This window comes from Streptomyces sp. NPDC002602 (assembly GCF_042889445.1).
In the GTDB taxonomy this organism is placed as follows: Bacteria; Actinomycetota; Actinomycetes; order Streptomycetales; family Streptomycetaceae; genus Streptomyces.
In genome coordinates this window covers 180,522-205,280 of record NZ_JBIAQX010000004.1, presented here as the reverse complement: position 1 = coordinate 205,280, position 24,759 = coordinate 180,522, and the positions used below count along the sequence as shown (strand labels likewise).

General features: G+C 74.4%; 25 protein-coding genes. 11 read left to right on the top strand and 14 right to left on the bottom strand.

The window, feature by feature from the left end; translation table 11 throughout:
* Positions 1-357: 357 nt before the first annotated feature.
* From ACFYW3_RS14040 to ACFYW3_RS14030, 3 genes are all read right to left on the bottom strand, one after another.
* A complete protein-coding gene (locus tag ACFYW3_RS14040; protein ID WP_389386371.1) occupies positions 358-3,270 on the bottom strand; it encodes a poly(A) polymerase in 2,913 nt (970 codons plus the stop codon).
* Entirely contained in the window at positions 3,270-5,057 is a 1,788-nt protein-coding gene (locus tag ACFYW3_RS14035; protein ID WP_389386370.1) for an RNA ligase family protein, read from the bottom strand. Before ACFYW3_RS14035 ends, ACFYW3_RS14040 begins: the two co-directional genes overlap by 1 nt.
* A gap of 160 nt (positions 5,058-5,217) precedes the next feature.
* A complete protein-coding gene (locus tag ACFYW3_RS14030; protein WP_389386369.1) occupies positions 5,218-5,850 on the bottom strand; it encodes a TIGR03086 family metal-binding protein in 633 nt (210 codons plus the stop codon).
* A 62-nt stretch (positions 5,851-5,912) separates the two neighbouring features.
* On the opposite strand from ACFYW3_RS14030, the gene ACFYW3_RS14025 reads away from it, so the two are divergent.
* A complete protein-coding gene (locus ACFYW3_RS14025; protein ID WP_389386368.1) occupies positions 5,913-6,932 on the top strand; it encodes a helix-turn-helix transcriptional regulator in 1,020 nt (339 codons plus the stop codon).
* A 132-nt stretch (positions 6,933-7,064) separates the two neighbouring features.
* Here ACFYW3_RS14025 and ACFYW3_RS14020 read toward each other — a convergent pair whose 3' ends face one another.
* The 4 genes from ACFYW3_RS14020 to ACFYW3_RS14005 form a co-directional block, all read right to left on the bottom strand.
* The gene (locus ACFYW3_RS14020; protein ID WP_389386367.1) at positions 7,065-7,721 is read right to left on the bottom strand and encodes an NAD(P)-dependent oxidoreductase; all 657 of its coding nucleotides are present in this window, start codon (positions 7,719-7,721) and stop codon (positions 7,065-7,067) included.
* Positions 7,722-7,929: 208 nt separating this feature from the next.
* A complete protein-coding gene (locus tag ACFYW3_RS14015) occupies positions 7,930-9,414 on the bottom strand; it encodes a hypothetical protein (RefSeq protein ID WP_389386366.1) in 1,485 nt (494 codons plus the stop codon).
* A 78-nt stretch (positions 9,415-9,492) separates the two neighbouring features.
* On the bottom strand, positions 9,493-9,999 hold the full coding sequence (locus ACFYW3_RS14010; RefSeq protein WP_389386365.1) for a hypothetical protein: 507 nt from the start codon (positions 9,997-9,999) through the stop codon (positions 9,493-9,495).
* An 86-nt stretch (positions 10,000-10,085) separates the two neighbouring features.
* The gene (locus ACFYW3_RS14005) at positions 10,086-11,828 is read right to left on the bottom strand and encodes a VanW family protein (protein ID WP_389386364.1); all 1,743 of its coding nucleotides are present in this window, start codon (positions 11,826-11,828) and stop codon (positions 10,086-10,088) included.
* Between the two features lie 229 nt (positions 11,829-12,057).
* On the opposite strand from ACFYW3_RS14005, the gene ACFYW3_RS14000 reads away from it, so the two are divergent.
* From ACFYW3_RS14000 to ACFYW3_RS13985, 4 genes are all read left to right on the top strand, one after another.
* Positions 12,058-13,065 carry an NUDIX domain-containing protein gene (locus ACFYW3_RS14000; RefSeq protein ID WP_389386363.1) on the top strand — a complete coding sequence of 336 codons (1,008 nt, stop codon included), beginning with the start codon at positions 12,058-12,060 and terminating at the stop codon, positions 13,063-13,065.
* Positions 13,066-13,126: 61 nt separating this feature from the next.
* Positions 13,127-13,657, top strand: coding sequence for an SRPBCC family protein (locus ACFYW3_RS13995; protein ID WP_351751064.1), 531 nt, complete (start codon positions 13,127-13,129; stop codon positions 13,655-13,657).
* A 144-nt stretch (positions 13,658-13,801) separates the two neighbouring features.
* Complete coding sequence (locus tag ACFYW3_RS13990; RefSeq protein WP_389386362.1) at positions 13,802-14,464, top strand: GNAT family N-acetyltransferase; 663 nt, start codon at positions 13,802-13,804, stop codon at positions 14,462-14,464.
* A gap of 76 nt (positions 14,465-14,540) precedes the next feature.
* A complete protein-coding gene (locus ACFYW3_RS13985; protein WP_389386361.1) occupies positions 14,541-15,056 on the top strand; it encodes a hypothetical protein in 516 nt (171 codons plus the stop codon).
* A gap of 76 nt (positions 15,057-15,132) precedes the next feature.
* On the opposite strand, the gene ACFYW3_RS13980 is transcribed toward ACFYW3_RS13985, so the two are convergent.
* Both ACFYW3_RS13980 and ACFYW3_RS13975 read right to left on the bottom strand, forming a co-directional pair.
* Positions 15,133-16,632 (bottom strand): DEAD/DEAH box helicase, encoded by a 1,500-nt coding sequence (locus ACFYW3_RS13980; RefSeq protein ID WP_389386360.1) that lies wholly within the window; start codon positions 16,630-16,632, stop codon positions 15,133-15,135.
* Between the two features lie 164 nt (positions 16,633-16,796).
* Entirely contained in the window at positions 16,797-17,291 is a 495-nt protein-coding gene (locus tag ACFYW3_RS13975) for a MarR family transcriptional regulator (RefSeq protein ID WP_351751059.1), read from the bottom strand.
* A 105-nt stretch (positions 17,292-17,396) separates the two neighbouring features.
* Between ACFYW3_RS13975 and ACFYW3_RS13970 the strand changes: the two genes are divergently transcribed.
* The gene (locus ACFYW3_RS13970) at positions 17,397-17,765 is read left to right on the top strand and encodes an HGxxPAAW family protein (RefSeq protein ID WP_351751057.1); all 369 of its coding nucleotides are present in this window, start codon (positions 17,397-17,399) and stop codon (positions 17,763-17,765) included.
* A gap of 161 nt (positions 17,766-17,926) precedes the next feature.
* On the top strand, positions 17,927-18,133 hold the full coding sequence (locus tag ACFYW3_RS13965) for a cold-shock protein (protein ID WP_351751056.1): 207 nt from the start codon (positions 17,927-17,929) through the stop codon (positions 18,131-18,133).
* A gap of 88 nt (positions 18,134-18,221) precedes the next feature.
* Here the strand turns inward: ACFYW3_RS13965 and ACFYW3_RS13960 are convergent, their stop codons facing one another.
* On the bottom strand, positions 18,222-18,746 hold the full coding sequence (locus ACFYW3_RS13960; RefSeq protein ID WP_351751164.1) for a TetR/AcrR family transcriptional regulator: 525 nt from the start codon (positions 18,744-18,746) through the stop codon (positions 18,222-18,224).
* 106 nt (positions 18,747-18,852) lie between these two features.
* Entirely contained in the window at positions 18,853-19,206 is a 354-nt protein-coding gene (locus ACFYW3_RS13955) for a DUF1304 domain-containing protein (protein WP_351751055.1), read from the bottom strand.
* An 83-nt stretch (positions 19,207-19,289) separates the two neighbouring features.
* Between ACFYW3_RS13955 and ACFYW3_RS13950 the strand changes: the two genes are divergently transcribed.
* Entirely contained in the window at positions 19,290-20,294 is a 1,005-nt protein-coding gene (locus ACFYW3_RS13950; protein ID WP_389386359.1) for a BtrH N-terminal domain-containing protein, read from the top strand.
* Positions 20,295-20,331: 37 nt separating this feature from the next.
* Here the strand turns inward: ACFYW3_RS13950 and ACFYW3_RS13945 are convergent, their stop codons facing one another.
* The 3 genes from ACFYW3_RS13945 to ACFYW3_RS13935 form a co-directional block, all read right to left on the bottom strand.
* On the bottom strand, positions 20,332-20,526 hold the full coding sequence (locus tag ACFYW3_RS13945; protein ID WP_351751052.1) for a ferredoxin: 195 nt from the start codon (positions 20,524-20,526) through the stop codon (positions 20,332-20,334).
* 5 nt (positions 20,527-20,531) lie between these two features.
* Positions 20,532-21,719: a cytochrome P450 gene (locus ACFYW3_RS13940; RefSeq protein ID WP_078999392.1), complete on the bottom strand. Its 1,188-nt coding sequence runs from the start codon at positions 21,717-21,719 to the stop codon at positions 20,532-20,534.
* 131 nt (positions 21,720-21,850) lie between these two features.
* Complete coding sequence (locus ACFYW3_RS13935) at positions 21,851-22,189, bottom strand: thioredoxin domain-containing protein (protein ID WP_351751048.1); 339 nt, start codon at positions 22,187-22,189, stop codon at positions 21,851-21,853.
* 271 nt (positions 22,190-22,460) lie between these two features.
* Between ACFYW3_RS13935 and ACFYW3_RS13930 the strand changes: the two genes are divergently transcribed.
* The 3 genes from ACFYW3_RS13930 to ACFYW3_RS13920 all read left to right on the top strand — a co-directional run bounded on the left by ACFYW3_RS13930 (position 22,461) and on the right by ACFYW3_RS13920 (position 24,630).
* The gene (locus ACFYW3_RS13930) at positions 22,461-23,087 is read left to right on the top strand and encodes a molybdopterin-dependent oxidoreductase (RefSeq protein WP_389386358.1); all 627 of its coding nucleotides are present in this window, start codon (positions 22,461-22,463) and stop codon (positions 23,085-23,087) included.
* The gene (locus ACFYW3_RS13925; RefSeq protein WP_389386357.1) at positions 23,084-24,166 is read left to right on the top strand and encodes a Dyp-type peroxidase; all 1,083 of its coding nucleotides are present in this window, start codon (positions 23,084-23,086) and stop codon (positions 24,164-24,166) included. The genes ACFYW3_RS13930 and ACFYW3_RS13925 overlap by 4 nt, the downstream gene beginning before the upstream one ends.
* 194 nt (positions 24,167-24,360) lie before the next feature.
* Positions 24,361-24,630 carry a hypothetical protein gene (locus ACFYW3_RS13920; RefSeq protein ID WP_351379504.1) on the top strand — a complete coding sequence of 90 codons (270 nt, stop codon included), beginning with the start codon at positions 24,361-24,363 and terminating at the stop codon, positions 24,628-24,630.
* Positions 24,631-24,759: the final 129 nt, after the last annotated feature.

The following is a 24,759-nucleotide window of genomic DNA, read 5'->3' as shown; positions in this document are numbered from 1 at the left end:
CGTGAGTGAACTGCCCGGCGCGGGGGGCGTCAAGGGGTTGAGCGTTCATGAACTGAAGATCAGACGGAGTGTCAGTTGGGCTTCAGGCCTGTGAACTTGGGGTTTCTTCAATCCTTGTGAAAAGTGTTGACGAAAAAAGCCGGTCGCACTCTACTGAGGCTCCTGACCGCTCCGTTCCGCACTGCCCGCCGAGCCCGCCGCACGGGAGGGCGGGACGGGGCGGTCGACCGACCACCTTCGGACAGTGGGGCCGGCAGGAGGGTGTTCGTGTCCGTGCGTTCGTTACTTGTCGTCGCCGGCAGCGGCTCCGGGAGTCGCCGCGACCGGCGGCCCGGGCACCGCCGGGGGCGTCGGGGCTCAGGGCAGGGTCGGAACCGCTCCGCCCTCCACCCGCTCGACCGTGACTCCCGGCAGGCCCGCCGTCCAGCGGGCGACGAGCGGGGACAGGTCGGCCGCGGCCGGCGGGTTCGCCCCGAGCCCGATCGCGTAGCGGGCGAGCGTGCCCCGCGACACGAACGGACGGGGCCAGGCGTGAGCGTCCCCGACACCGCCCTCCTCCAGCGCGCCGAGCAGCGCGCGCAACCGGCCGCGCACGCGCCCCAGCCGATCCTCGAACTCCCCGGAACCGCCCCGTACGGTGACCACCGCCCAGGCGGCGTGCCGTCGGTGCGCAGGCGGTCCGGCCGCGGCGAGCGGGCCGTCCGCACCGGCCTCCAACGCCTCCCAGGCCGCGTACAGCTCCCGGACCAGCAGGTCGCGCGTACCCGGCCCCACCTGCGTCGTGCAACTGCGGACCGGATCGGACGGGGTGAGCACCGTGACGGGGTCACGGTCGCTCCCGCCCGGGCCGTGCGCGGACGGGAGCCCCGCCCCGGGCTCCTGCCCCGCCCACCGCACCACCGTGCATCCCGTCGCCCCCAGGGACACCGGCTCGCGCCAGTCCCAGGCCGCCCAGGTCCCGAAGAACTCACGCGACAGCCCGGCGGGAGTCAGATCGGAGGCCTCGCGCACCGTCCGCGCGGCCAGCACGGACCAGGCCAGGCCGGGGAGTCCGCCGAAGGGCGCCGAATCCAGGCCCCGCGCCCGCGCCCAGGCCTTCACCTCGCGGGCCAGCCCCGCGAAGGCCGCCTGCCGAGGGCCCACGAAGTCCCGTACGGCGTCGGCGTCGCAGACCGCGCTCAGCGCGATCCGCGCCGCCTCGCCCAGCTCCGCCCGTCCGGCCACGGCCCCCGCCGGATCCATGGCGCCGGTGGGGACCACCACCAGGTCCACGTCCAGCCCGGCCACCCGGAACCGCAGTCCCGGAACCCGCGCCCCCGATACCGACCGCAGCCGCTCGGCCTCGGGCAGCGCCGCCGCCACCCGGTCCCGCACCTCCTCGATGGGGACCTCGCCCGGCAGCGCCGCCACCAGGTCCAGATCCGCGTCCGGCAGCGCGCAGCCCATCCGCCGGGACCCCGCCACGTGCACCACGCCCTCGCCCAACGCCTCCGCGATCCGGGCGAGGACCGCCCCGGGGTCAGGACGGCCCCGGTCGGCCGACGCATCCGCCGACGGGGGGATCGACAGCTCGACCGACGGCTCGGTGTCGGGCACCCACCCGACCTCGCCCGTGCCCAGCTCCACCGTCGCCCGGACCTCCATCGGTCCGTCCCCGCGCCGCGACAGCACGGCGAGCGAGCCGACCCGTGCCCGGCGCGTCCCGCCGCCGAGCCGGGCGCCGAACTCGGCCACCGCCCGCCGCGGATCGTCGCTGCGCCCCAGCGTCAGGTGCGGGGTGTAGCCCTCGGCGCGGCCCCGGCAGCCCGGGAACCGTGCGGCCAGTGCCCGCCGCAGTTCCTGCCAGGGCGCGGCGCCGTCGGCGGCCGGGTCCAGCCACAGCGTGGCGTCCTCCCGGTGCCCGAAGTCGTGTACTCCCTCCAGGCGGGCCGTGAACGGGGCCGTCTCCGCCGCCACGTGCGCCAACAGCGGCAGCGCCGCCTCGAACGCCGACTCCGGAACGAAGCCGAAGAGCAGGTTCACGTGCGCCGGCCACCGGTCGACCCGGGGATCGTGGGCACGCCGAAGGGCGTCCACGGCCGGGTCGGCCGGCGGGAGCCATGCCACCGCCGTGCGTGCCGTCGCCGCCACGTCGAGACGCGCCGGGCCCTCGTTCGGCGCCCCGAACCCCAGCGTCGCCTCCACCCCGAAGTGGTCCGAGACGAACAGCCCGTCCGGGCCGGGGACATCGCCCCGCAGCGCCGCCGAGCGCACCACGCCGGGCGACCGCAGCAGGATCCGGTCCAGTCGCGCGGACCGCCCCGAGAGCGAGCCCACCGCCGCCAGCGGGTTCACCGCCGGATCGAAGGTCGGAGTGTCGTCCGCCGCCCCGTGCACCTCGGTCCAGGCGTCCCGAAGTCCCAGGGCGGCCGCCGGGCCCTCGGCCCCGGTCCGGCCGTCGTTGAAGTCGCCGACCAGGGCGATCGCGGCGTCGACGGAGCCCAGGCCATGTGCCAGGGAGGCCAGTTCTCCCGTCCGCCGGTCCGCGCCGTGTTCGCTGTGGTCGCTCGTCAGATGGGTGTTGGCCACCACCAGGGGTCCGGCCGCGGTGTCCACCGTCACGGCGATCACCGCCTTGTGCGGGCGCAGCTCGTGCAGGCCCGCCTCCCGCACCGGCAACCGGCTCAGGAGCAACAGCCCGCACTCGGCGACGTCCCGGCCGAGCGGGTCGGCGCCCACCGTGTACCGCTCCCGCACCCACGGCTGCGCGAGCAGCATCGTCAGCAGCGCCGGCTCGACCTCCTGGAGCGCGATCACGTCGGCGTCGGCCCGGGCCAGGTCGGCCAGGAGCATCGGCCTGCGCAGCGCGGTGGAGATGCGGGGCGCGTCGTACCGGTCCCACAACGTGTTCCACGTGACCAGCCGGACGCTGTCCACGGGCGGGGCGTCGGGATCCGGTGAGGCCGGCCGCCAGGCGCCCCCGCCCGCCGGGTCCCACGCGTGCGGGATCCGCACGGTGAAGAACGGCGCGTCCAGCAGCCGCGGTTCCTCTATCCGACCCGCCCGCGTGCCGTCGATCGCGTCCAGGCCCGTGGCCCGGTCCCACACCAACTCGCCGTCCGCCTCGACGAACAGCACCCGGTGCCAGGGGATGTCGCCGCCCGGCACGAACGACGGCAGGGGCACCCGCTTCGGGGCGGCCCCGCGTTGGAGCAGCCCGAGCGTGAACCGCGCCGGATCGAACCGCGGGTCCCAGCGGACCTGGTGGTAGAGCTCCTCGCTGGTACGCATCAGACGTCCCCGTTCCGTTCCCCGACGGTACCGGCCGTGTCCTCGACCGTGCCGCCCGCGCCGATGTACCAGGTCCGGTGCGCCCGGCCCGGATACGGCGGAGCGAACCGCCGCACCTGTGACTCCAGCACCGGCGCCGGCACGGGATGCGGGCGGACCGCGTTGCGCCGCACCAGCTCTGCCTCTTCGACCCACACCACGGCGTGGGTGACCAGTGCGTTCCGGCGGCGCGCGACGGCGCCCGCCAGACCGCGCTGTTGGTCGCCCAGGGAAGTCGCGTCCCACACCACCGTGCCACCGGTGCGTGCGGCGGCGGCCAGGGCCAGGCCCAACCGGTCGAGACCCTCGCGGAGCACGTCCGCGTTGTCCCTCTGGTCGCCGCGCGCACCCCGGGCGGCCCGCAGATCGTCGAGGCTCACGTACGCGCTCACGCCCGGCATCGATTCGGCGAAGGTGCTCTTGCCGCTGCCCGAGGGCCCGCACAGTTGGACCAACCGGGGGAACGCCCCCTCGCGCCACCGCCAGGTCGCCGCCACCGCCTCATCGGCGGTGTGCGCCTTGCCCAGCGCGAACGCCTCCCGTGCCTCGGCCCAGCAGCGGTCCGCCGCGTCCGGTTCCAGGCCGGCCACGCCGTCCCGCAGCCCCGAACGCAACAACCCCAGGGGATCCGGCCCGAGCAGCCCCGCCTCCTCGGCGCACAGCGCGGACCACTCGACGCACTCCCGGGCGGCCTCGCCCGCCGTGGCCCCGGCCAGTGCGTGCAGCACCCCCAGGTCGGCCGCGGCGGCCAGTCGGACCAGCCCGGCCCGCCTTTCCTCGTCCGGGAACGGCAGTTGTAGCGCCGGGCGCAGCCCGACCAGGTCCGCGACCCGCCGGGCCGTCGCCATCCCGAGCGGCCCGGCCGCGAGCCGCGCCCCGAGGGCCGCCCGTCGCTCACCGTGCAGCGCGGCGGCCAGTACCCCGGCCAGCCGCGCCTCGCCGGTGCGCCCGGCCCCGTCCAAGCGGGCGGTGACCTCCGCGACGACGTCCTGCGTCGACGCGGCGGACGTTTCCGAGGGCTCGGCGGGCGCCAGGGAGGGTTCGGCGCGCGCCGTCGGCTCCGCCCCGACCGCGTCCAGCAGCGCCGCGACGTCCGGTTCTGAGCCGGACCGGACCGCCCACAACGGGGCCCGCGGCCCGAGCCCGTTCGGTACGACTCGCTCGTACATCCAGTGCGTGTCGGTCCGCACGTGCCCCACGCGGACCCACTTCGCGACGTACCGCCCGAAGTCGGCGCGTGTGAACCCGTCCACCGTGCGGACGACGTAGCCCTCCTGGCGGTTCGTGTCGAGCCGCAGCCGGCGCAACGCCCGCTCGTCGAAGACCCCGCGCCACAGGACCCTCGGGCTCGGTACGCCGATCCCGTGCAGGAAGCGCACGGTGCGGTCCCAGTCCAGGCAGGAATCGCCGTCCCACACGGAGAACCCGTAGAACCAACTGTCCAGGTCCTCGTAGGCGAGGGAGTGACGGGCGTACAGGTTCTCGCCGCACACCCGCCACCCCGCCGGGATCCCGGCCCCGATCCGGCCTTGCAGCGCCTTCACCCACGCCCGCGACGGATGGTGCCCCGAGTCGAGCGAGCGCGCGTGCGACCCGTCGGCGTACAGGGTGGTGTTCTCCCCGTCGAGCTTCTCGGTGACCACCACCTCGCGTCCGGCCAGAGCCGAGAGCCCGGAGGTGCGGACATCGTCCGCGCTCGCCCCGGGGGACCAGGGAAGATGCGCCGTACGGGGGTAGTGCGTGCGCATGATCCGCTCCTGCTCGACGACGTGGTGCCCCGTCACTCTAGAGAGCCGGACACGGCCGGATCCACCCGATTTCCCCAGGTGAACGCGGCCCCACCCGCACAGGCGGGGCGCTGGACGCCCCACACCGCGGACCCGTATCCGGTGCCCCGGAGCCGCCCGCTCAGGGGCGGCGGCCCGCCCACGCCACGAGCCGGTCGATGGCGGGAGCGTCGGCGTCCACGTCCGTGACCGGACCGAAGGGGATCGGTCCGCCGCGCGCCTCGGCCGGCAGGACCCGCCGCACGAGCGCGAGCGCGCGTTCCACCAGGGACTCGTCCCACACCGGCCGCTGCCCGGTCGCGCGCGCCAGGTCCCAGGTGTGCACGGTCAGCTCGTGGCTGTACATGAGCGCACCGGCCGCCCCCGGCAACCGGCCCACGGGAAGCCGGAGTTCGCGTCCCAGGATCCCCGGGTCGGCCCAGACGTCGGCGGCCTCGCAAGCGGCGGACTCCCAGGCGCCCGCCCACGCCCCGTCGGTCAGTTCGTCGGCGAAGGACGGCACGCTGAAGGGATCCTCGCCGCGTCCGATCACCGCGATCCGGCGCACGACGGCGACGAGGTGGCTCGACAGCCGCCGGACGTCGAAGTCCTCGCAGGGGGTCGGGGCGTCGTACTGGTCGGGCCGCACGGCGGCGAGGGTGCGGCCGGCGAGAGCCATGGCCGTCGCGAGGTCGTCGCGCGGGTCGAAGGCGTCGGCGGCCGGGGCGGCCTCGGTGGAAGGGGTCTGCTCGAACGACGTGGTGTGTGAGGTCATGCACGCCATCCTGGGCGCCAAAGTGGCCATCCTGTGGCCTGTTCTGCGAGCACAATGGATTCATGAAGGCTGACCGTCTGGTGGCGATCCTGCTGTTCCTCCAAGAACGCGGCCGCGTCACCGTCTCCGAAGTGGCCGCGGAGCTGGAGACCTCCGAGCGCACCGCCCGTCGTGACCTGGAGGCGCTGGCCGCGTCCGGTGTGCCCGTCTACTCCCAGCGCGGTCGAGGCGGCGGCTGGTCACTGGTGGGAGGGGCCCGCACCAACCTCACCGGACTCACCGCCGACGAGACCCGGGCGCTCTTCCTCGCCACCGGCCCCCTCGCCGTCACCCCCGAACTCCGCACCATGCTGCGCAAGTTGGTCCGGGCTCTGCCCGCCACGCTGCGCGCGGACGCCGAGGCCGCCTCGCGTGCCGGTGTCACGGACACCACCGACTGGTCCCGCAACCCCGCCACGACGGACACCGCGCACCGCGCCGCGCTCCAGGCCGCCGTCGTGGACGGGATCCGGGTCCGCCTCGGATACGAGGGAGTCGGCAAACCGGCGGGGGTGCGCGAGGTCGAGCCGCTCGGGCTCGTCTCCAAGGCCGGAGCCGAGTACCTGGTGGCCGGCACGGAACGGGGCCTGCGCACCTTCCGGCTGAGCCGGGTCGTCTCCGTCGAGCCGACGGGCGAGCCGGTCGTCCGGCCGCCCGACTTCGACCTGGCCACGGCGTGGCGCGCGCTCGCCGAGACGATCGAGGGCGGGATGTACGCGGCCACGGCCCGGGCCCGCGTCGACCCGTCCGTCCTGCCGCTCCTCGGCCGACTGCTCGGCGGCCGACTGCGGGTCGGCGGGCCACTGCCCGACGGCTGGACCGAGGTGTGGGTCGACGGCCCGGCACACCGGGCCATCGCCGCGAGCCTCGCCGGGCTCGGCGGGCGCGTGGAGGTACTGGAACCGCCCGAGGTGCGGCGGACGCTCGCCCGAACCGGCGCCGAACTCACCGCGCTCTACGCCGACGACGCCCGGCCCCCGGGAGCCGACGGCGACGAGGCCGACGCCGAGGACGACAGGCCCCCCGGGCGCCGCGTCGACTGACCGGGCCCCGGGCGCCGAACGCGGCCCGGGCGCCGAACGTGGCCCGGCGGCCGACCGCGGCCCGGTGCCGCGCCGGCAGCCGAACGTCCTCGCCGGCGCCCTACAGCGGAACCCGGGCCCGGGCCCGGGCCCTCAGTACCCGACCGTGAACCGGCGCCCCGCGTGCGCGTCCCGTTCGACCTCGTCCACGAGGGCGACGGCGTAGTCCTCCGTGGAGATCCGGCTCAGACCCTCGGCGTCCACGATCAGGTCGTCGAGCCCCAACCGGTACGTCCCCGTGCGCTCGCCCGGCGCGATGAGCGCGGCCGGACTGAGGCTGGTCCAGCGGACCTCCTCCACCGGCACGGTGAGCAGGAAGTCGAGGGCTTCACCGTGGGCCCGCATGACGGCCAGGACCGGCTCCGGGACGCCCTCCTGGTCCCAGACCTGCCCGCCGCCGGCGGTGCGCAGCGAGCCCGCCCCGCCGACCGTGACCAGCCGGGGCCTGGACGTCTCGTCGGTGCCCAGCGTCTGCACGCCGCCGATCAGCGACTTCGCGGCGGCCACGATGGCGCCCGCGTCCCCCGAACCCGGTCCGACGGCACTCACCACCACGTCGTGCCCCTCGGCGGCCTCGGCCACCGACGACGGGTCGAGGACGTCGCCGCGCGTCACCGCCGCGCCGTCCGGGTCGGGGAGCCGCTCCGGGTCCCGTACGACCGCGGTGACCTGGTGACCGCGCCCGAGTGCCTCGTGCAGCACCCGGCCGCCGATGGTGCCGGTCGCGCCGAACAGGGCGATCCTGGCCATGCCCGCTCCCTGGGTTCAGGGGCCCCGTACGGGCCCGCCCCGCCCATGAAACCGAACCCGTCCGGCCGGGCCCGGAAGCCGGGCCGGAGCCAGTCGGATGACGCGCCGCCGGCGGGGCGACGCGACGCCCGGCGAACCCGGGCCCCGCCCGAACCGCGTCCGCCCGAGCCGCGTCCGGTCGAGCCGCGTCCGCCCGAACCGCGCCCGGTCAGCCCGAGACCGCCCGGACCGGTACCGCCGCGGCCAGCCGTCCGCCCGCCGGGAAGTGCAGCCGGTCCAGCCTCGCCGAGTACGGCCACTCGCGAATCCGGTGGAAGCACAGGTCGCTCGGCAGCGGAACCTCCCGCAGGTCGGCGGCGTACGCCCCCTCCGGCAGTTCCGCCACGGCCGCCGCGAGCAGCGGATCCGCCGAGCCCGCCCACGCGGAGACCGGGGTCGGACGCGGCCACGGTTCGCCGGTGTTGGGGAACAGCCACTGCGTCACACCGGCGGTCCGCGCCGCGAAATCCGGCCCGGCGGCGGCCCGACGCACCCGTCGGACGAGGTCCAGCAGCAGGTCGGCGGGAGACTCCGCGAGCAGTTTCACCTCGGGGTACCGCCGCAGCCCGGCCGGATCGGCGGGCACGGAGACCGCGTACCCCCACTGCCCGGCCCCGGGGTCGATCCGGATCTGGACGAGGGCGCCGCCCCGCCCGTACCGCACCCCGGCCAGCGGCCAGTACGTCCCGTCGCCGCCCAGCATCCGGTGCAGTTCGGGATCCACGCCGAGGTCGTCGCCGGCCGGCCGCAGCCACAGCGTGGGCAGGCCGGTGACGGCCACCGAGCCGATCTCGCGGAGCACGACCCGGACGTCCTCGGGGACGGGCGCGGACCAGCCGTCCATGTCGGAGTCCGCGCTGCCCGCTTCGAGCGCCACGTACGAGGGGAACTCCGCCGCCAGGGCGCGCAGTTCCGCGACCGCGCGGTGCGGCGCGTCCTCGGGCGACGCGTGCCGGCGCACCGGACGGCGCAGGAAGTCCCCGCTCACCACACTGCGCAGGAGCAGCGCCCTGCCGTCGCCCACCAGCCGGAACCGCACCTCGCTGCCACTGGTGTCGGCGGTGCCGTGGAGGGTGGAGAAGTACGGTTCCCAGCCCACCCCGCAGGGGTACTCGGGCAGGGTCCGCAGGTCGACGAGGTCGGTCAACGGGTCCCCGCGACCGACCAGGGCGGCGAGTTCGGTGTCCGGGCCCTCCGCCACCGCGACGCTGGGCACGGCCTTCACGAACGTCTCGGGAGCCGGCCGTTCACCGTGCTCCGCGAGCCGCTCGGCGAAGCCTGCCAGCCACCGCACGAACTCCGGTGCCTCGACGGTGACCTCGGGGTCGTCGGTCCGGTAGGGGAACACGGCCAGCACCGGACCCCAGTCGCCGCTCCCGGCCCCCACGATCAGCGAGCCCTCGCCGTGGTCGAGGTCTCCCAGGGTCCAGTGGCCGTCGGCGAACACCTGCCGGCCGCGCGGCCCGAAGTCGAACTCGCTCTCCTCGGTCCGCACCCCGCCGATCTCCCGCAGCACGGCCCGCAGCGCCTCGGGCACCTCGACCGGCCAGGCGTCCAGTTCGGAGTCGGTGAAACCGTCGAGGAGTTCCACCTCGCCCGACCGCTCCCGCGCCAGTTCCCGCAACGCGCCGACCACCGCTGCCGAGTCGGTCATGCCCCACACTCCCCGTGTCGTCCACCCGCCGGCCCGGTGCCCGACGTGGTCGTCCGAGGCTATGCGCCCGCACTGTCATCAGCGGCACAGGGCCACGATGGACGGCGACACGGTCCCCTTGGCCGCCGCGCACAGCGGCGCCATGTCGTACGAGCGCCCCGGCGCCGGCCGGGCCCCGGGCCGTACGGACTCCCGCCCGCGGGGCTTGGCGGCGGGGGCGCGGTGGGCCGGGCGTGCCGGTGCGACGGGCGTGGCGCGCCGCGGTACCCGTCCCGCGCGTCGCGCCGGGGCGGCCGGCCCGGGGACCGTGCGCGGGGGCGCGGCCCGTCCGGGTCCGACCGGTCGCGGCGCGGGGGCGGCGTCCGGTGCCGGGCCGGCGGGCGCGGCCGGCTCGGAGGGAGCGGGGATGATCCGCAACGGCCATGCCTCCGCGGCCCGTTGTGGGGGAGCGGGGGCGGCCGCGGACGCCGACGGGGGCGCCGCCCCGGTGGTTCCCGCCGGCCGCACCGTCACGCACCCGGCGGTCAGCGCGAGCGCGAGCACGACGAGGGCCAGGGGCGGGCGCGGAATCCGGCACGGCTGCATCCGCCCACCCTGCCGTACCGGTGCCCCGTCCCGCGCCCGTCCTCACACGGACGGGTGAGCGTGCCGCGCGGACCGGCGGAGGCCGCTCAGGTCCCGCAGGTGACGGCGTCGCGCGGCGTGTAGCGGGTCTTGATCGTCTCGCGCCCGACCTCCCGGCCGCCCTTCACGAAGATCCGGTCGACGGCCACGTCGAAGCCCTCCAGCGGGGTCTGGGTCTCGCACTTGGGGCCGCTGCCGGTGCGGGAGGCCGGCGCCTTGACGTTGGTGCGCGGGCCCTTGACCGCCTTGACCTCGTCGTACTTCCCGGTGCCGAGGAAGGTGACGGTGACCGAGGTGTCGGTGGCCGTCGCCTGGATGTACAGGGCACGGCCCGTGTCGTTGGCGAAGCGCAGGTCCAGGCTGCCCCAGGCAACCGTGGCCTCGCGGCCCTCGGGGTAGCGCTCGATGTAGAAGGAGTGCGCCCCGTGTTCGAGGGGTTTGACGCCCGCGAAGAACATCGCGTTGAAGACGGTGGTGGCCACGGCCGAGACCCCGCCGCCCGCGGCCTTCTCGTACACACCGTTGTTGATCATGAGGCCGTCGACGAAGCCGTTCTCCTTCGTCCGCTCGCCGACCCGCCGGTTGAAGCTCCACGTCTCGTCGGGCAGCACCACCGAACCGTTGATCAGCTCGGCGGCCCGGCCTATGTTCGTGGTCCGGTACGGGGCCCGCTCGAACGGCACGGTGAAGGTGGACACCTGCTCCGTGATGCCGAGTTCGCGCACCGACTCCCGCGTGAGGCGCGGCCGGACCGACTCGGTGGCGACCTCGCCGGTGCGGGCGGCGGTTCCGGCTCCGGTCAGCAGCGGCAACACGGCCTTGCCCAGCGTGGCCTCGGTGACCTGGCGGCCCGGTTTCCCGTCCTCGACGACCGTGACCCGACCGCCGTCCACCCGGAGCTTCGCCTCCACGGGCCCCCGGGTGGCCTGCCGCAGGGGTCCGCCGAGGGCGGGAGCGGCGAGCAGTGCCTTCGTGTCCAGGCTGGGGGTCAGCCGGCCCCGGCCGTCGTCCTTCAGCGTCAGGTGCCTGCCGAGCAGGGTGGGGGACACCGGTATGCGCCTGCCCTCGACGGTGAGGGTGACCGGCGCCGACACGGCCGGTCGCGCGAACTCCTTCAGCGCGCGGTCCGTTTCCTGTCGGCCGACGCGCGGTTCGGTCGTGCGGACGGGCAGTTCCACGGGCTTGCCGGCGGCCGTGGGGTACGCGGCGCGCAGCGCGTCCAGGGACCGGTCGGTGTCCACGGCGATGCCCGTGACCGGGTCGACCGCCTCGGCCCGGCCCTTGTCGAAGGTGACGGAGCCCTCGCGGGCCGCGCGCCCGCTCTTCTCGCCCACCCGGTCGAGGGCGGCGCGGGCCGTCTTCTCGTCGAGGCCGACCACCGGCCGCACGTCCGGGTCGCCGGCGGCGAAGAGGCGTCCGATCGCGGTCAGCGGGTCCGAGCCGGAACGCGCGGCGCGCTCGACGGTCGCGGCGGTGTCCAGGGACAGACCGAGCGCCCCCGGGGGCAGGCGCTCGGAGCGCTCCCCGACGCGCAGGACGACCGGGGCCGCGGCGTCCGTGCCGAGTTCGCGATCCAGGGCCTGCCGAGCCTCGGCCCGGCTCATCCCGCCCAGGTCGACGCCGCGCACCTTCGTGCCCGCGGCGATGTCGCCCGCGCTCAGGAGGAGTCCGGCGACGTACAGGCCGCCGAAGCCGAGCACCGCGACGCCGCCCGCGACACCCGCGACGACCGGTGCGGTCCACCGCTTCCCGTCGGCCGTTCCGGTGTCGGTACGGGAAGCGCGTCGCATGTCGGCTGGTTCTCCTCGATCCGGTGAAGTGGTCGGACCGGCGGCTTTCACACGGCCGGTCCGCACGATGGAAGCTATCAAGATCGACATAATCAGGTAATAAGCAGGTATGGATCAGGTAAAGCGGAATCGAGTCATCCGGCAGGCCGGGGTGTGGGGGCGTCGTAACCCGGGGGCCACGCCCGCTGTTGCACAGCCGGCGGGTCCACCCACGGTGAACGGAGTTCCAATGCCGCAGCTGACCGATGACGCCGAGCGCGCGGGTACCTGGATGACACCCGCGGAGTACGGGGCCTCGCGCGCCACGCTCTGGACCGCGGCCGTCGTGCTCGTCACCGACCCGGACGGCCGGATCCTCCTCCAGACCGTCGACTACCGTCCCGACCGGCTGCTGCCCGGCGGCGCGGTCGACGCCGGGGAATCGCCGGCCGCCGCGGCCGCCCGCGAGATGCGCGAGGAACTCGGGGTCGAGGGCCGCTATCCGCAGGGGCTCGCCGTGGACTGGATCCCCGCCGACACCCCCGGCTTCCCCGCCGAGATGTGCTTCCCCGGCGAGATCCTCCACGTGTACGACGGCGGGACCTGGAGCAACGACCGCATCGGGGCCGTCCGCCTCCCGGCCCAGGAGATCACCGGCATCGAGTTCGCCGAACCGGCCGACCTGCCCGCGCTGATGGACGCGGGCGACGCCCGCCGCGCACTGTCGGCCCTGCGGGCCCGCGTCAACGGCGGCGGCCCCGCGCTGTTGGAGGCGGGCCGCCCCACCAACCCCACCGCGCTGGACCGGCTCGGCGTACTGCGCACCCGCCGGATCCGGCGGCACGGAACCTGGCACCGCGGCCCGGTCCCCGCCGGCCTGCCGGTGCGCGAGCGGGCCGGTTGGCTGTTCGCACCCGACGGCCGGGTCGTGCTGCTGATCGCCCGGGCCACCGGCGCCGCCCACCTGCCGGCCCCGGAGGCCGAATCCACCAACGGGTCCTTCCCGATCGGGTACCGGTACGACGACCAGGGCGCCCACGCCCGCTTCGCGGCCCGCCTCACGGTCGTGCTCCCGAGCCGTGACCCGGCGTACGCCCGGCTCCTGGCCACGCCCGAACAGGTCCGCGAGCTCAGCGACTGGGGGCCCGCCGGTCACGAGGAACTCGCCGCCGTGCACGCCGCCCGCACCCACCTCTGCCTCCCCGTCCCGCCGCGCACCCCGCCCACGGAACTCTCCCCGGAGGGCGCCCGTTGGTGACCGCCCGACCACGGCCCGGGAAATCCGCCCCCAACGGTGCGCGGTCCCCCAGCATGGGGACATGAGCGACAGCGCGATCACCTACACCCTCTACATCCAGGCCGACCCCGACCGGGTCTGGCAGGCCCTCACCGAGCCGGCCCTGACCCGCCGCTACTGGGGGCTCAGTTTCGAGACCGACTGGGCGGTGGGCTCGACGATGGACTGGATCGAGCGAGGTGCCCGCACCAGTGATCCGGCCCAGGTCGTCCTCGACTGCGTGCCGAACCGTCGGCTCTCCTACACCTGGCACACCTTCACCCCGCAGTGGGCCGCCTCGGTGGGCGTCGGGGAGGAGCTGCGGGCCGAGTTGGCCGGCGAGCCGCGCACGGAGGTCACGTACGAGATCGAGCCGGTCGGGGACACCCTCGCGCGACTGACCGTCCGCCACGAGGGCTTCAGGCCGGGAGGCACCCTCATCGGCATGTGCGGCCGTGCCTGGCCGATGCTCGCCTCCAGCCTCAAGACCCTGCTGGAGACGGGAGCGCCGCTGCCCGAGCCGGGACACGAGGGCGGGCAGGGAACCGGGGGACACGAGGCCCACGAACGCTGACCGGGCGCCGGGCGCCGGGACCGGAAACGCGGTCGGGTCGACGCGGGGCGCCCCGATCCGACCCGCTTGTAGTGCCCCTGACATGATCTCCGTCAAGTCGTTCCACCGACAACAGGTCTGACGGGCCGGAGAGCGAGCACGACCATGGGTCCGAACCTGACGGAGATACTCGACGCGGCGGCCGTCGGGCACTTCCCACCGCCCGACGGCGGCACGACCGTCGTCCCCCAGGAGAGCGGACGCGACGCGGGCGTCATCGCCTTCACCGCCCACTCCGTGGTGTTCACCGACGAGGACCCGGACTGGGTCCGTTCCACCCTCGCCGCCCTCACCTGCGACGGCCTCGCCGCCACCATGAACCCGCGCTTCCTCGCCGCGTTCCTGGACCGCACCGGCCGCGGCCACGACACCATCGACCTGCTCACCGTCGCCGCTCCGCTCGCCGGCCCGCCGCCACTGGAACTGTCCGAGATCGCCGACCCGGAACACCCCCGGGTCCGTCGGGCCCTGCGACGACGGCACGACATACGGGTCTGGTCCGCCGACGGCGGCGTACTCGTCCTCGGCCGCGGGATCGCCGACCGCTGGGAGGCGGCGATCGAGGTGGACGAGGACGTGCGCCACCAGGGCCTCGGCCGGTCCCTGGCACTGGCCGCCCGCCACCTGGTCCCGGACGGGGCGCCCGTCTGGGCCCAACAGGCCGCCGGGAACGCCCGCAGCATCCGCGCCTTCCAGGCCGCCGGATACCGCCCGATCGGCGCGGAGGCGCTGCTCCTGGCCCCTGAAGCCGCCCGTGCGGCCCGCTGACACCCCACCCCCGCTCCAGGCCGCCGGCGCCACCCCGGGAACCGGAAGTCCGCGGGTGTCGTGTGGAATGGACGTCATGGGGAGAGCCGAGAACCAGCCGCACGGGGCGCCGGGAGCCGCCTCGCAACCTCGGGCCGAGGAGTCGACCGCGCCCGAGTACTGGTCGTACACCCGGCATCTGGTCTCCCTGGCCGCCGCGGCCGGGCACTCGGAGGCCGGGGCGGTGGCCGCCGTACTGCGCGACGCGGACCGCGTCATGGCGGAGAGCGCGGTGGTCACCCACCTCGACCGCAGGGCCGCGCACCTGCTGGACGACGACGGCTTCCCCGCCTGGGCGCGGGCCATGGAGGACGTGCTGAGCGGCCTGGACTTCCCGGCGCGCAGGCTCCACGAGTGGAGCCTGCTGAGGTCGATCACGGTCGACGAGTTCTGGTCGGCGCAGGAACTCACCGGTGCCTCCGACTGGTGCCAGCGGACCGCCGTCGCAGTGCTCACCTCACGCGCGGCCCTCGGCCTGCTCGCCTCCGCCGCCCGTACCCGTCGGGTGCGCAACGCCGCCGTTCAGCGCCTGCGCAAGCTGCCGGAGGCCTGACCCGCGTCACCCCGGCCGACGGCTCGGGCGCCGGGGTGACAGGTCGGTGTCGTTGTCGCGATCCGATGCCGTCGGGTCACAGACCCTTGCGGACCCGGGCCGCGCGCCGAGCCTCGGCCTGCTGCCTGGCCTCGATGGTCTTGCGGGACTCCTTGCCCTTCCCGGGGCGCCCGGGGCGGGTGCCGATGCCCCGGAAACCGAGGTCCGTCCCACTGGGTCGGCCCTTCGCGTCGGTCGCCGCCGCGCCGGCGAGCGGCACCCCGGACGGCGCCTTCGCGCCGGTGATCCGGCTGAGCGCCGCCTCGCCGGAGCGGACCTGGGTGATGGTCGGGCGGATCTTTGCGTCGGCCATCAGACGCACGATGTCCCGCCGCTGGTTCGGCGTGACCAGGGTGACGACCTTGCCGGACTCGCCCGCGCGGGCCGTCCGGCCGCCCCGGTGCAGGTAGTCCTTGCTGTCGGCCGGCGGGTCCACGTTGACCACCAGGTCGAGGTCGTCGATGTGGATGCCGCGGGCCGCGACGTTGGTGGCGACCAGCACCCCGATCAGCCCGTCCTTGAACTGCCCGAGCGTGCGGGTGCGCTGCGGTTGGGACTTCCCGCTGTGCAGCCCCTCGGCCCGTACGCCCATGGCGCGCAGGTGCTTCACGAACTGGTCGACGCCGTGCTTGGTGTCGAGGAACATCAGCACCCGGCCGTCCCGCGCGGCGATCTCGGTCGCGGCCGAGACCTTGTCGGCCGCGTGGATGTGCAGCACGTGGTGGTCCATCGTGCCGACCGAGGCCGACTGCGGGTCCACCGAGTGCGAGACCGGGTCCTTCAGGTAGCGGCGCACCAGTTGGTCCACGTTGCGGTCCAGGGTGGCCGAGAACAGCATCCGCTGGCCGGCGTGGTGCACCTGGTCGAGCAGTTCGGTGACCTGCGGCATGAAGCCCAGGTCACACATCTGGTCGGCCTCGTCGAGGACGGTGATCCGCACCCGCTCCAGGTGCACGTCCTTGCGGCCGATCAGGTCGCTCAGGCGTCCGGGGGTCGCCACGACCACCTCCGCGCCGGTGCGCAGGGTGCCCGTCTGTCGGCCGATGGACAGGCCGCCCACGACGGTGGCCATCCGCAGCGACAGGGCTTCGGCGTACGGGGCGAGGGCCTCGGTCACCTGCTGGGCCAGCTCGCGCGTCGGCACGAGGATCAGCGCGAGCGGCCGCTTCGGGTCGGCCCGCTGTCCGGCCGTGCGTGCCAGCAGCGCCAGGCCGAAGGCCAGGGTCTTGCCGGACCCGGTCCGACCGCGCCCGAGGATGTCCCGTCCGGCGAGGGAGTTGGGGAGGGTGGCGGCCTGGATCGGGAACGGCTCGCGCACGTCCAGGTCGGCCATCGTCTTCACCAGCTCGGCAGGCAGGTCGAGCTCCGCGAACGACGTCACCGGCGGGAGGGCCGGGCTGACGGTCCTGGGCATCGAGAACTCACCCTGCGGACCGAGGGTCCGGGGAGTCTTGCCGGAGCCCTTGGCCCCGGACTTGCTGCCTGTCCTGGCGCCGGGCTTGATGCCGAAACGCCCATGAGCCGACGGGTTCTTCATGCAGAACCTTCCGTGAAGAGAACACAACGCGAGCGGGGAACGTGAGGGCGGACGACAACGAGCCGGGGCCCGTACCCCTCGGTACGGGCCCCGGCTCGTCGTGCACGTCCGCACCGGGCGAAGGGCCCGCGCTTCACGTTTCCCGCCCATTTTACCAGTCGGTCCTACGGGGTGAGCAGCCCCAGCTCCCCGGCCCGGACCTGGGCCAGATGGGCGCGGGCCTCCACCGCCGCCCGTCCGAACCAGTCCGCGATCACCGCGACCTCGTCGTGGGTGTACTCGGCGAACACCGCGCCGAGGCGGTCGTAGAAGGGCTGGTACACGGCGAAGATCCGGGCGGCAGCCGACGGATCGGGCACCACCCGGACGCGGCGCCGGTCGCGCGGGTCGGGTCGCCGGTGCGCATAGCCGGCCCGTTCCAGGCGGTTGAGCACCCCGGTGACGGCGCCGGTGGTGAGGTTGGTCAGCTCGGCCAGTTCGCCGGCGGACAGGGGGGTCTCCCCGGCGCCCAGGACGTGGCCCAGGCAGGTCAGGTCGGTCACGTTGATCCCGAGGAGCTGCGCCACCTCCTGCTGACCGATCACACCGAGGGCGACGTACTGGTCCATGCGCGAGATCGCCTCCCCGGCCGTGGCCGCGGGGCGGGGCTTGCCCTGCACGCAATTTCTCCTTAGCATCTAAGTAACTTAGCTCGTGAGATGCTTACTTTGTGAGGTAAGCCATCCTGTTCCGAGCCTACTGCCGCCCCTTCCACCGGGAGAATCATGAGCGCCCACGGCCACGTAGACATGGGCCACACCGTGGCCGGCTGGACCGGCACGACCCTCGCCCTGCTGGGCACCACCGGAGCGGGCGCCGCCCTCTGCGCCGCCTGGACCCCGGGCATCTGGCTGGGTCTCGCCCTGGTCGCGGTGGCGGGGCTCGTCACCTGGCTGCTGCACCTCGCGGGCTGGGGCAAGCCGAGCGGACCGCGCCCCGAGTCCGAGTGGGACTGGCGCGTCCGCGACACCACCGCGCGCACCGGACACGCGAACTGCCTGGGCTGCCGGGCCGCGGGACCCCGGCGGGCCGCCGCGGGCGCCCTCGCCGCCCGACCGGTCGTGTCGTTGTCCGCCGGCGACGGCGGCTCCTGACCGCACGGTCCGGCGCCGCTCACTCCCGCCACGGACAACTCGGCCAGAAGTTCGAGCCGACCCGGTTGGCCGCGCCTGGGGTGTGTCGACGGCGACGGGTGGGCACTATCGAGACGGCCGCACGTGCGGCCCGAGTGGAACGTTGTGAAGGATCAGTACTGATGGCAACTGGCATCGTGAAGTGGTTCAACTCGGAGAAGGGGTTCGGGTTCATCCAGCAGGACGACGGCGGTCCCGACGTGTTCGTGCACTTCTCCGCCATCCAGACGACCGGCTTCAAGGAGCTGGCCGAGGGCGCGAAGGTCGAGTACGACGTCACCCAGGGCCCCAAGGGTCCGCAGGCGGAGCAGGTGACCACCCTCCAGTAACCGCTTCACGCGGCCGACCGCCCGTGACCTGAGCCCCGCCGGTTCCTCCGGCGGGGCTCACGCGTACCCGGACGCGGGTCCGGTCCGCCTACCCCGCCCGGTGCAGGGCCATGAGGAGCGGCCAGAGCCGGTCCGCGAGTTCCACCGGGTCGGAGTCCGGGATGCGCTCGTGCAGCCAGTCCGCGAGGACGCCGGTGAAGGTGGCGGCCACCGCGGAGGCGACGAGGTCGGGGCGCGGGGCGCCCACGGCCTCGCGCTCGGCCCGGGCCCGGGCGCGCAGCTCCCGGTACAGACGGTCGCCCAGCGGGCCGCCGCCTCCCGGGAGGAGCAGTGCCCGGTGGAGCGGGCCGCGGGCCGCCGCGTCCGCGAGGAACTCGGCCAGGGCCGCCGGGGGTCTGGTCGGGGGGAGCGCCCCCGGGGTGCCCTGCCAGGCGTGGAGTGCGTCGACCGCCGCGTGCACCACGTCGGCGCACGCGTCCACCGCCAGCGCGGTGAGGTCCTCGTAGTGCAGGTAGAACGTCGCGCGCCCGACACCCGCCCGACGGACCACCATCGAGACGCCGACCTCTGCCAACGGGCGGTCCGCGCACGCCGCGAACAGGCTCTCGCGCAGCCGGGCCTTGGTGCGCGCGGTCCGCGGGTCCTGTGCGCGCGCTTCCCTGCCGCCCGGCCGGTCGGAGCCGGTTTCCGGCGCGGAGTCCGGTGTGCTCACGGGGCGTTCACCCGGCCGACAGCGCCGCGCCGAGGGCGAGGGCGCCGGGCAGGGCCTGGGCGATCAGGATCCGGCGGTTGGCGGTCGCGGCCCCGTAGACGCCCGCGACGATCACGCAGACGAGGAAGAAGACCTGCGTGGCGAGCGAGTCGATGACCAGCGACCAGACCAGCCCTGCGGCCAGAAAACCGTTGTAGAGCCCCTGGTTGGCGGCGAGCGGGGCGGTGAGACGGGCGGTGTCCGCGTCGAACCCCGACAGGGCCCGGCCGGGCGGTCGCTGCCACAGGAACATCTCCAGGACCAGGAAATACACGTGCAGTGCGGCGACCGCGCCGATGAGGACCTGAGCGACCGTGTGCACGGCTGTCTCCCTTGGTTGATTTCCTGGACAACTGTACAGGAAGTCGGGTCGGGAGCCGGTGATCGCGCGGCTAGGCTGGCCGCATGACTGTGCTCGTGTACGAAGACTTCGGCACCGGACGCCACCGTGAGGCCTCCCTGATCCGCCACGCCCTGGGCAGCGCCCACGACGAGGAACTGGTCGCGGGCCTGGCCGGCGGGATCGGCTTCATGTACTTCGTCTTCGAGTACGCCGGACGGACGCCGATCGCGACGATCGTCGCCCAGTCCCACCCCGAGCCCTGGGTGCAGGTCGCCCTCGGCCGCCTGGGCGTCCCGTACGACGCCACCCGGGCGATGAAGCCCCGTTGGGGCCGCGTCCGCGCCGCGCTCGACGAGGGGCAGCCCGCCTTCTGCGTCGTCGACCGCTCCTCGCTGCCCTGGCACGAGCCCGACCCCGAGGCCGAGATGACCGGCGCCGACCCGTACACCGTCGTCATCGCCGGGTACGACGGCGACGACCTGCTGATCGAGGACGGGGCCGAGACCCCGCACCGGATCGACCGCGAGGAGTTCGGGGCGGCCTGGACCGCCCATCGCAAGGGCCGCCACCAGCTGATCGTGCCCACCGGCCCGCCGGAGGGGGAACCGGACGTCGACGGGGCCATCGCCGCCACCGTCACCCACCTCACGGGCCCGGTGCTGGGGAACCAGTTCGACGTCAACTTCGGCTTCACCGGCATGGAGAAGTTCGCCGCGCAGTTGCGCGACACGACCACGAAGACGGGCTGGGAGCGTCGTTTCGGCGCTTCCCCCGAGGCCCTCGCGGCGGGCACCGGCCGGCTCCACGCCTGCCTGGAGGAGGAGTGGACCGCGCCGGGCGCCACCCGGCCGCTCTACGCGGACTTCCTCGACCTCGTCGGGCGGCCGGAGGCGGCGGAACTCTTCCGGGAGTCCGCCGGGCACTGGTCCGCCCTCGCCGCCCTCGCGCGGACCTGCGATCCGCACTCCGACGCCGACGGGCGACGGGCCCTGTTCGAGGCCTGCGCGGAGCACGTGGACGCCTGCCTGGAACTGGAGGGACGGGCGGTCGAGGCGCTCCGCGCGTAGCGACCGGCCGCGCCGCCCCCCGGGCCGTTCGGGACCCTCAGACGTCCTCCAGGGAGATGGCCGCCACCGGGCAGGCCCGCGCGGCCTCCCGGACGAGGGGGCTGCCGGCGCCGTCCTCCCGTCCGGCCAGCAGCTCGCTCAATCCGTCGTCGTCCTGCGTGAACACCGTCGGCGCGGTCAGCGCGCACTGGCCCGCCCCGATGCAGACATCGTGATCGATCGAGATCCGCACGCCGCTCACCAGGCCACGGGCAGTTCGATCATGCCCTGGATGGTGTCCCCGGGCTTGAAGGGGATCCGATCGGGATCGGCCGCCAGCCGTAGTCCGGGCAGCCGCCGGAAGAGCGTGCCCAGGGCGATCTCCATCTCGGCGCGGGCCAGGTTCTGTCCGAGGCACTGGTGGATGCCGAAACCGAACGCCAGGTGGTGGCGGGCCGGCCGATGCCAGTCCAGGTCGTCCGGCTGATCGAACACCGACTCGTCGCGGTTGATGACCGAGGTGGAGAAGATCACCCCGTCGCCGGGGCCGATCGTGACCCCGCCGACCTCGATGTCCTCGGTCGCCACCCGCAGCATGCCGTCGGCGATCGACAGGAACCGCATCAGCTCCTCCACGGCCTCCGAGATCAGCGACGGATCCGCGCGCAGCTCCGCCAGTTGCCCGGGGTGCCGCAGCAGGGTGAACGTGCCGAGGGAGATCATGTTCGCGGTGGTCTCGTGACCCGCGACGAGCAGGATCACGGCCAGCGCCACCAGCTCCTCGACGTCCGTCTCGCCGGTCTCCAGCCGCCGGGCGATGAGCTCGTCCAACAAACCGTCGCCCGGGGCGGCGCGCTTGCGGGCGATCAGGTCCGTGAGATAGCCGTCGAGTTGTCGGCGTGCCTCCTCGACGTCGGCGACGTCGGGGCCCCGCAGCAGCCGCCGGGACTGCCCCTCGAAGAACTCGTGGTCCTCGTAGGGGACTCCGAGCAGGGCGCAGATCACCATGGACGGCACCGGGAGGGCGAAGGCGCCGACCAGCTCCGCCTGCGAGCCGGCCGCCGTCATCTCGTCGATCAGCCGGTCCACGGTCTGCTGGATCGCCGGCCGAAGGGCGGCGGTCCGCTTCAGGGTGAAGCTGGGGATCAGCATCCGGCGCTGGGTGTTGTGCTCCGGATCGTCGACCCCGAGCAGGGCGGTCCGGCGTCCCGTCAGGCCCTTGAACCGCTCGGTCGGGGCGGGAAAGTCCGAGTTCAGCCGGTCGGAGGAGAGTCGGGGATCGGAGAGCAGGGCGCGCGCCTCGGCGTGGCCGGTGACCACCCACACGGAGCGGCCGTCGAAGAGGGTGACCCGGGAGAGCGGCCGGCCCGCCCGCAGTGGCTCGTAGGCGGTCGGCGGGTGGTAGGGACAGGTTCGGTCCTGGGGAAAGGCAACGGTCTCTGACATGCAGCACCTCGCGAGCGATGGTTCCGTCTTGCCGGACTCCATTACATGCCTGAGGCACCTATCTCACCCATACCACTTTCGGCCAGACCGCCCCAGGTCACCCGAACGGCCCCACGGGCACCCGTCGCCCCTCAGACGTGGGCGTCCAGGAAGGCCCTGAGCTCCTCGCGCGCCATCGGCCCGGAGTGGCTCGCCACCGCCAGGCCCTCCCGGACGATGACGACGGTGGGGGCCCCGGTCACCTCGTGGCGCCTCGTGGCCTCGGGGCAGCGGGTCATGTCGGTCCGTACGACGGTCAGCCGCGCCCCGTACTCCTGCGCCACCTCGCCGACCAGCACGTCCATGGCCCGGCAGGCCTCGACGGCCTTGGGCCAGGTACCGACGAAGTAGCCGAGGACCGCCCCGGGGGCCATGCCCAGGATGAAGTCGAACTCCTGGTCCTCGCGTGGCTGATGTACCAGACGTGCCATGTGCTGCGCTCCTGCGTCGCGATGGGTGGGCGACCCGACGGGCCGGCGGAAACCCTACGGGACTCGGTGGTTCCGCCAAGGTCCGGGCCCTGTTCACGGAGGTCCGGACGGCATTTCCGGTGAATGCTCCAGAGGGGAAAAGCGACGCTGTGGCAACTGCGACTCCTCATGTATGTTGCGCACGGCATTTCAGCCGTGGGAGGGCCGATCACCTCGCATTTGCGAGTCTGCTGGTCGGCGCGTCGGGAGGGGTTCGTCCATGGGAATTCGCATGAATCGCAGAAGCGTGAATCGCGGCGGAGCGGTAGCCGTGTTCGCGGCGGGCGGCCTGCTGCTCGCCGGCTGCGGACAGTCGGACGACGGCAAGGGGTACCAGGAGGGCGCCGCGTCGCCGGCCTCCACCGCGCCCTCGACCTCCGCCCCGGCCACATCCGAGGCCCCTCTGAAGCCCGGTGAGGTGCGGGTGGCCGGCGAGGTCGGCAAGCCCTACACCGTCACCCTCGCCGAGCTGCGCAAACTGCCGCAGACCTCGGCCGCCGTGAAATTCACCAGCGCCAAGGGGGAACAGGAACACACCTATCAAGGCGTGTTGCTGAACGACGTCCTGAAGACCGCGGAACCCCGATTCGACCAGGGAAAGAAGAACGGCCAGTTGCGCGGCTTCGTCGCCGCGACCGGTGGCGGCGACTACCGTGCCGTCTTCGCCTGGGCCGAAATCGATCCCGCCTTCGCCAAGAGCCAGGTGCTGCTCGCGGTCTCGGAGGACGGAGTCCCCTTCGACGACGCCGCGGGACCCCGGCTCGTCGCCTCGCAGGACACAAAGGGCGGTCGGTACGTGTCCGAGCTGAACCAGCTGTGGGTCGGTGTCGTCGACCCGGTGGTCGACGGTGAGAAGTGACGGACCGGCCCGCCGCGACCCCGCCGCGACGGCGGGTCCTGCTCGGCGCCGGGGGGCTGGCCGCGCTCGCCGCGGGAGGCGCCGTGCTCACCACGGCCGCCCCCGGGCAGAGCGCGAAGGACGCCGGGCGGCGTGAGCCCGAGGCGCGGATACCCTTCCACGGCCCCACCCAGGCAGGCATCCTGACCAGGCGCCAGCCGTACGCCCACCTCGCCGCGCTCGACCTGCTGCCCGGTGTCGACCGCCCGCTCACCGCCGGTCTGTTGCGTGCCTGGAGCGGCGCCGCCGAGCGGATGAGCCGCGGAGAACCGCCGGTCGAGGGGGAAGCCGACACCGGGGTCGCCCTCGGCGCCGGTCCGGCCGCGCTCACGGTCACCTTCGGGTTCGGGCCGGAGTTCTTCGACCGCCTCGGGTTGACCGCGGCCCGACCGGAGGCACTGGCCCCGCTGCCCGCCTTCCCGGACGACCGCCTCGACCCCGCCCGCGGTGGCGGAGACCTCTTCGTCCAGGTGGCCGCCGACGACCCCCTCGTCGCGGTCCACGCGCTGCGCGCCCTCCAGCGACTGACCCGGGGGACGGCCCTCATCCGCTGGGTGATGTCCGGGTTCACCCGTCCACCCGGAGCCGGGACGTCCGACGGGACGCACCGCAACCTCATGGGACAGCTCGACGGCACCGCCAACCCGACACCGGCCGGCGACCCGGCGCACCGCGCACGGATCCTGGTCACCGCCCCGGGCGCGCCCGGCTGGTTGCGGGGCGGGTCGTACGTGGTCCTGCGTCGGATCCGGATGCTCCTCGACCACTGGGAGGGCCTGCCCGAGGCCCACCGCGAACAGGCCGTCGGACGGCGCGTGTCGGACGGGGCGCCCCTGACCGGGGGCACCGAACACACCCCCGTCGACCTCGACGCCGCGCGCCCCGACGGCGTTCCCGTCATCGCGGCCAACGCGCACATTCGGCTGGCCGCGCCGCGCGGCAACGCCGGCGCGACGATGCTGCGGCGCGGCTGGTCGTATCACGACGGGATGCGCGCCGACCGCACGGTGGACGCCGGAATGCTGTTCGTGGCCTGGTAGACCGATCCGCGCACGGGCTTCGTCCCCGTCCAGCACCGGCTCGCCCGGGGGGACGCCCTCTCCCGGTACCTCGTCCACGAGGCATCGGCGCTGTTCGTGGTGCCCGCCGGCGCGGCGCCGGGGGAGTACGTGGGGCAGGCCCTCCTGGAAGGCTGACCGGGCCCGTTGTCAGTGGTCCCTGTCAACCTGGGCGGATGGACGACAGGATGCTGCGGCGCCGGGTCTACGGCGCCGACCACGAAGACCCCGACCCGGGCCCGCGCCCGGGGCACGTCTACGGCGAGCTCGTGGGCGGCCCCCTCGACGGGCTGCTGCTCGACATCACCGGCTGGAGCGGCCCCAGACTGGCCGAAGAGGCCCGCCTCCCCACCGAGATAGGCCGCTACGGGGCCGGCGGGCGCGCCCATTACCGTCGCCGGCCGGCCGACCCGGACCACTGGGACTGGTCGGGCGACAGCCCCTGACAGGGCGAGCCCCCGATCCGCCGACGTCGACCGGGGGCTCTGTGGAGCACTTCCGGCGCCGGGCCCCGTTCGGATGCGGTGGGTTCCAGGTGCCGGCCGCCTCGGGGTGTCGGGCTGTCAGGGCGTGCC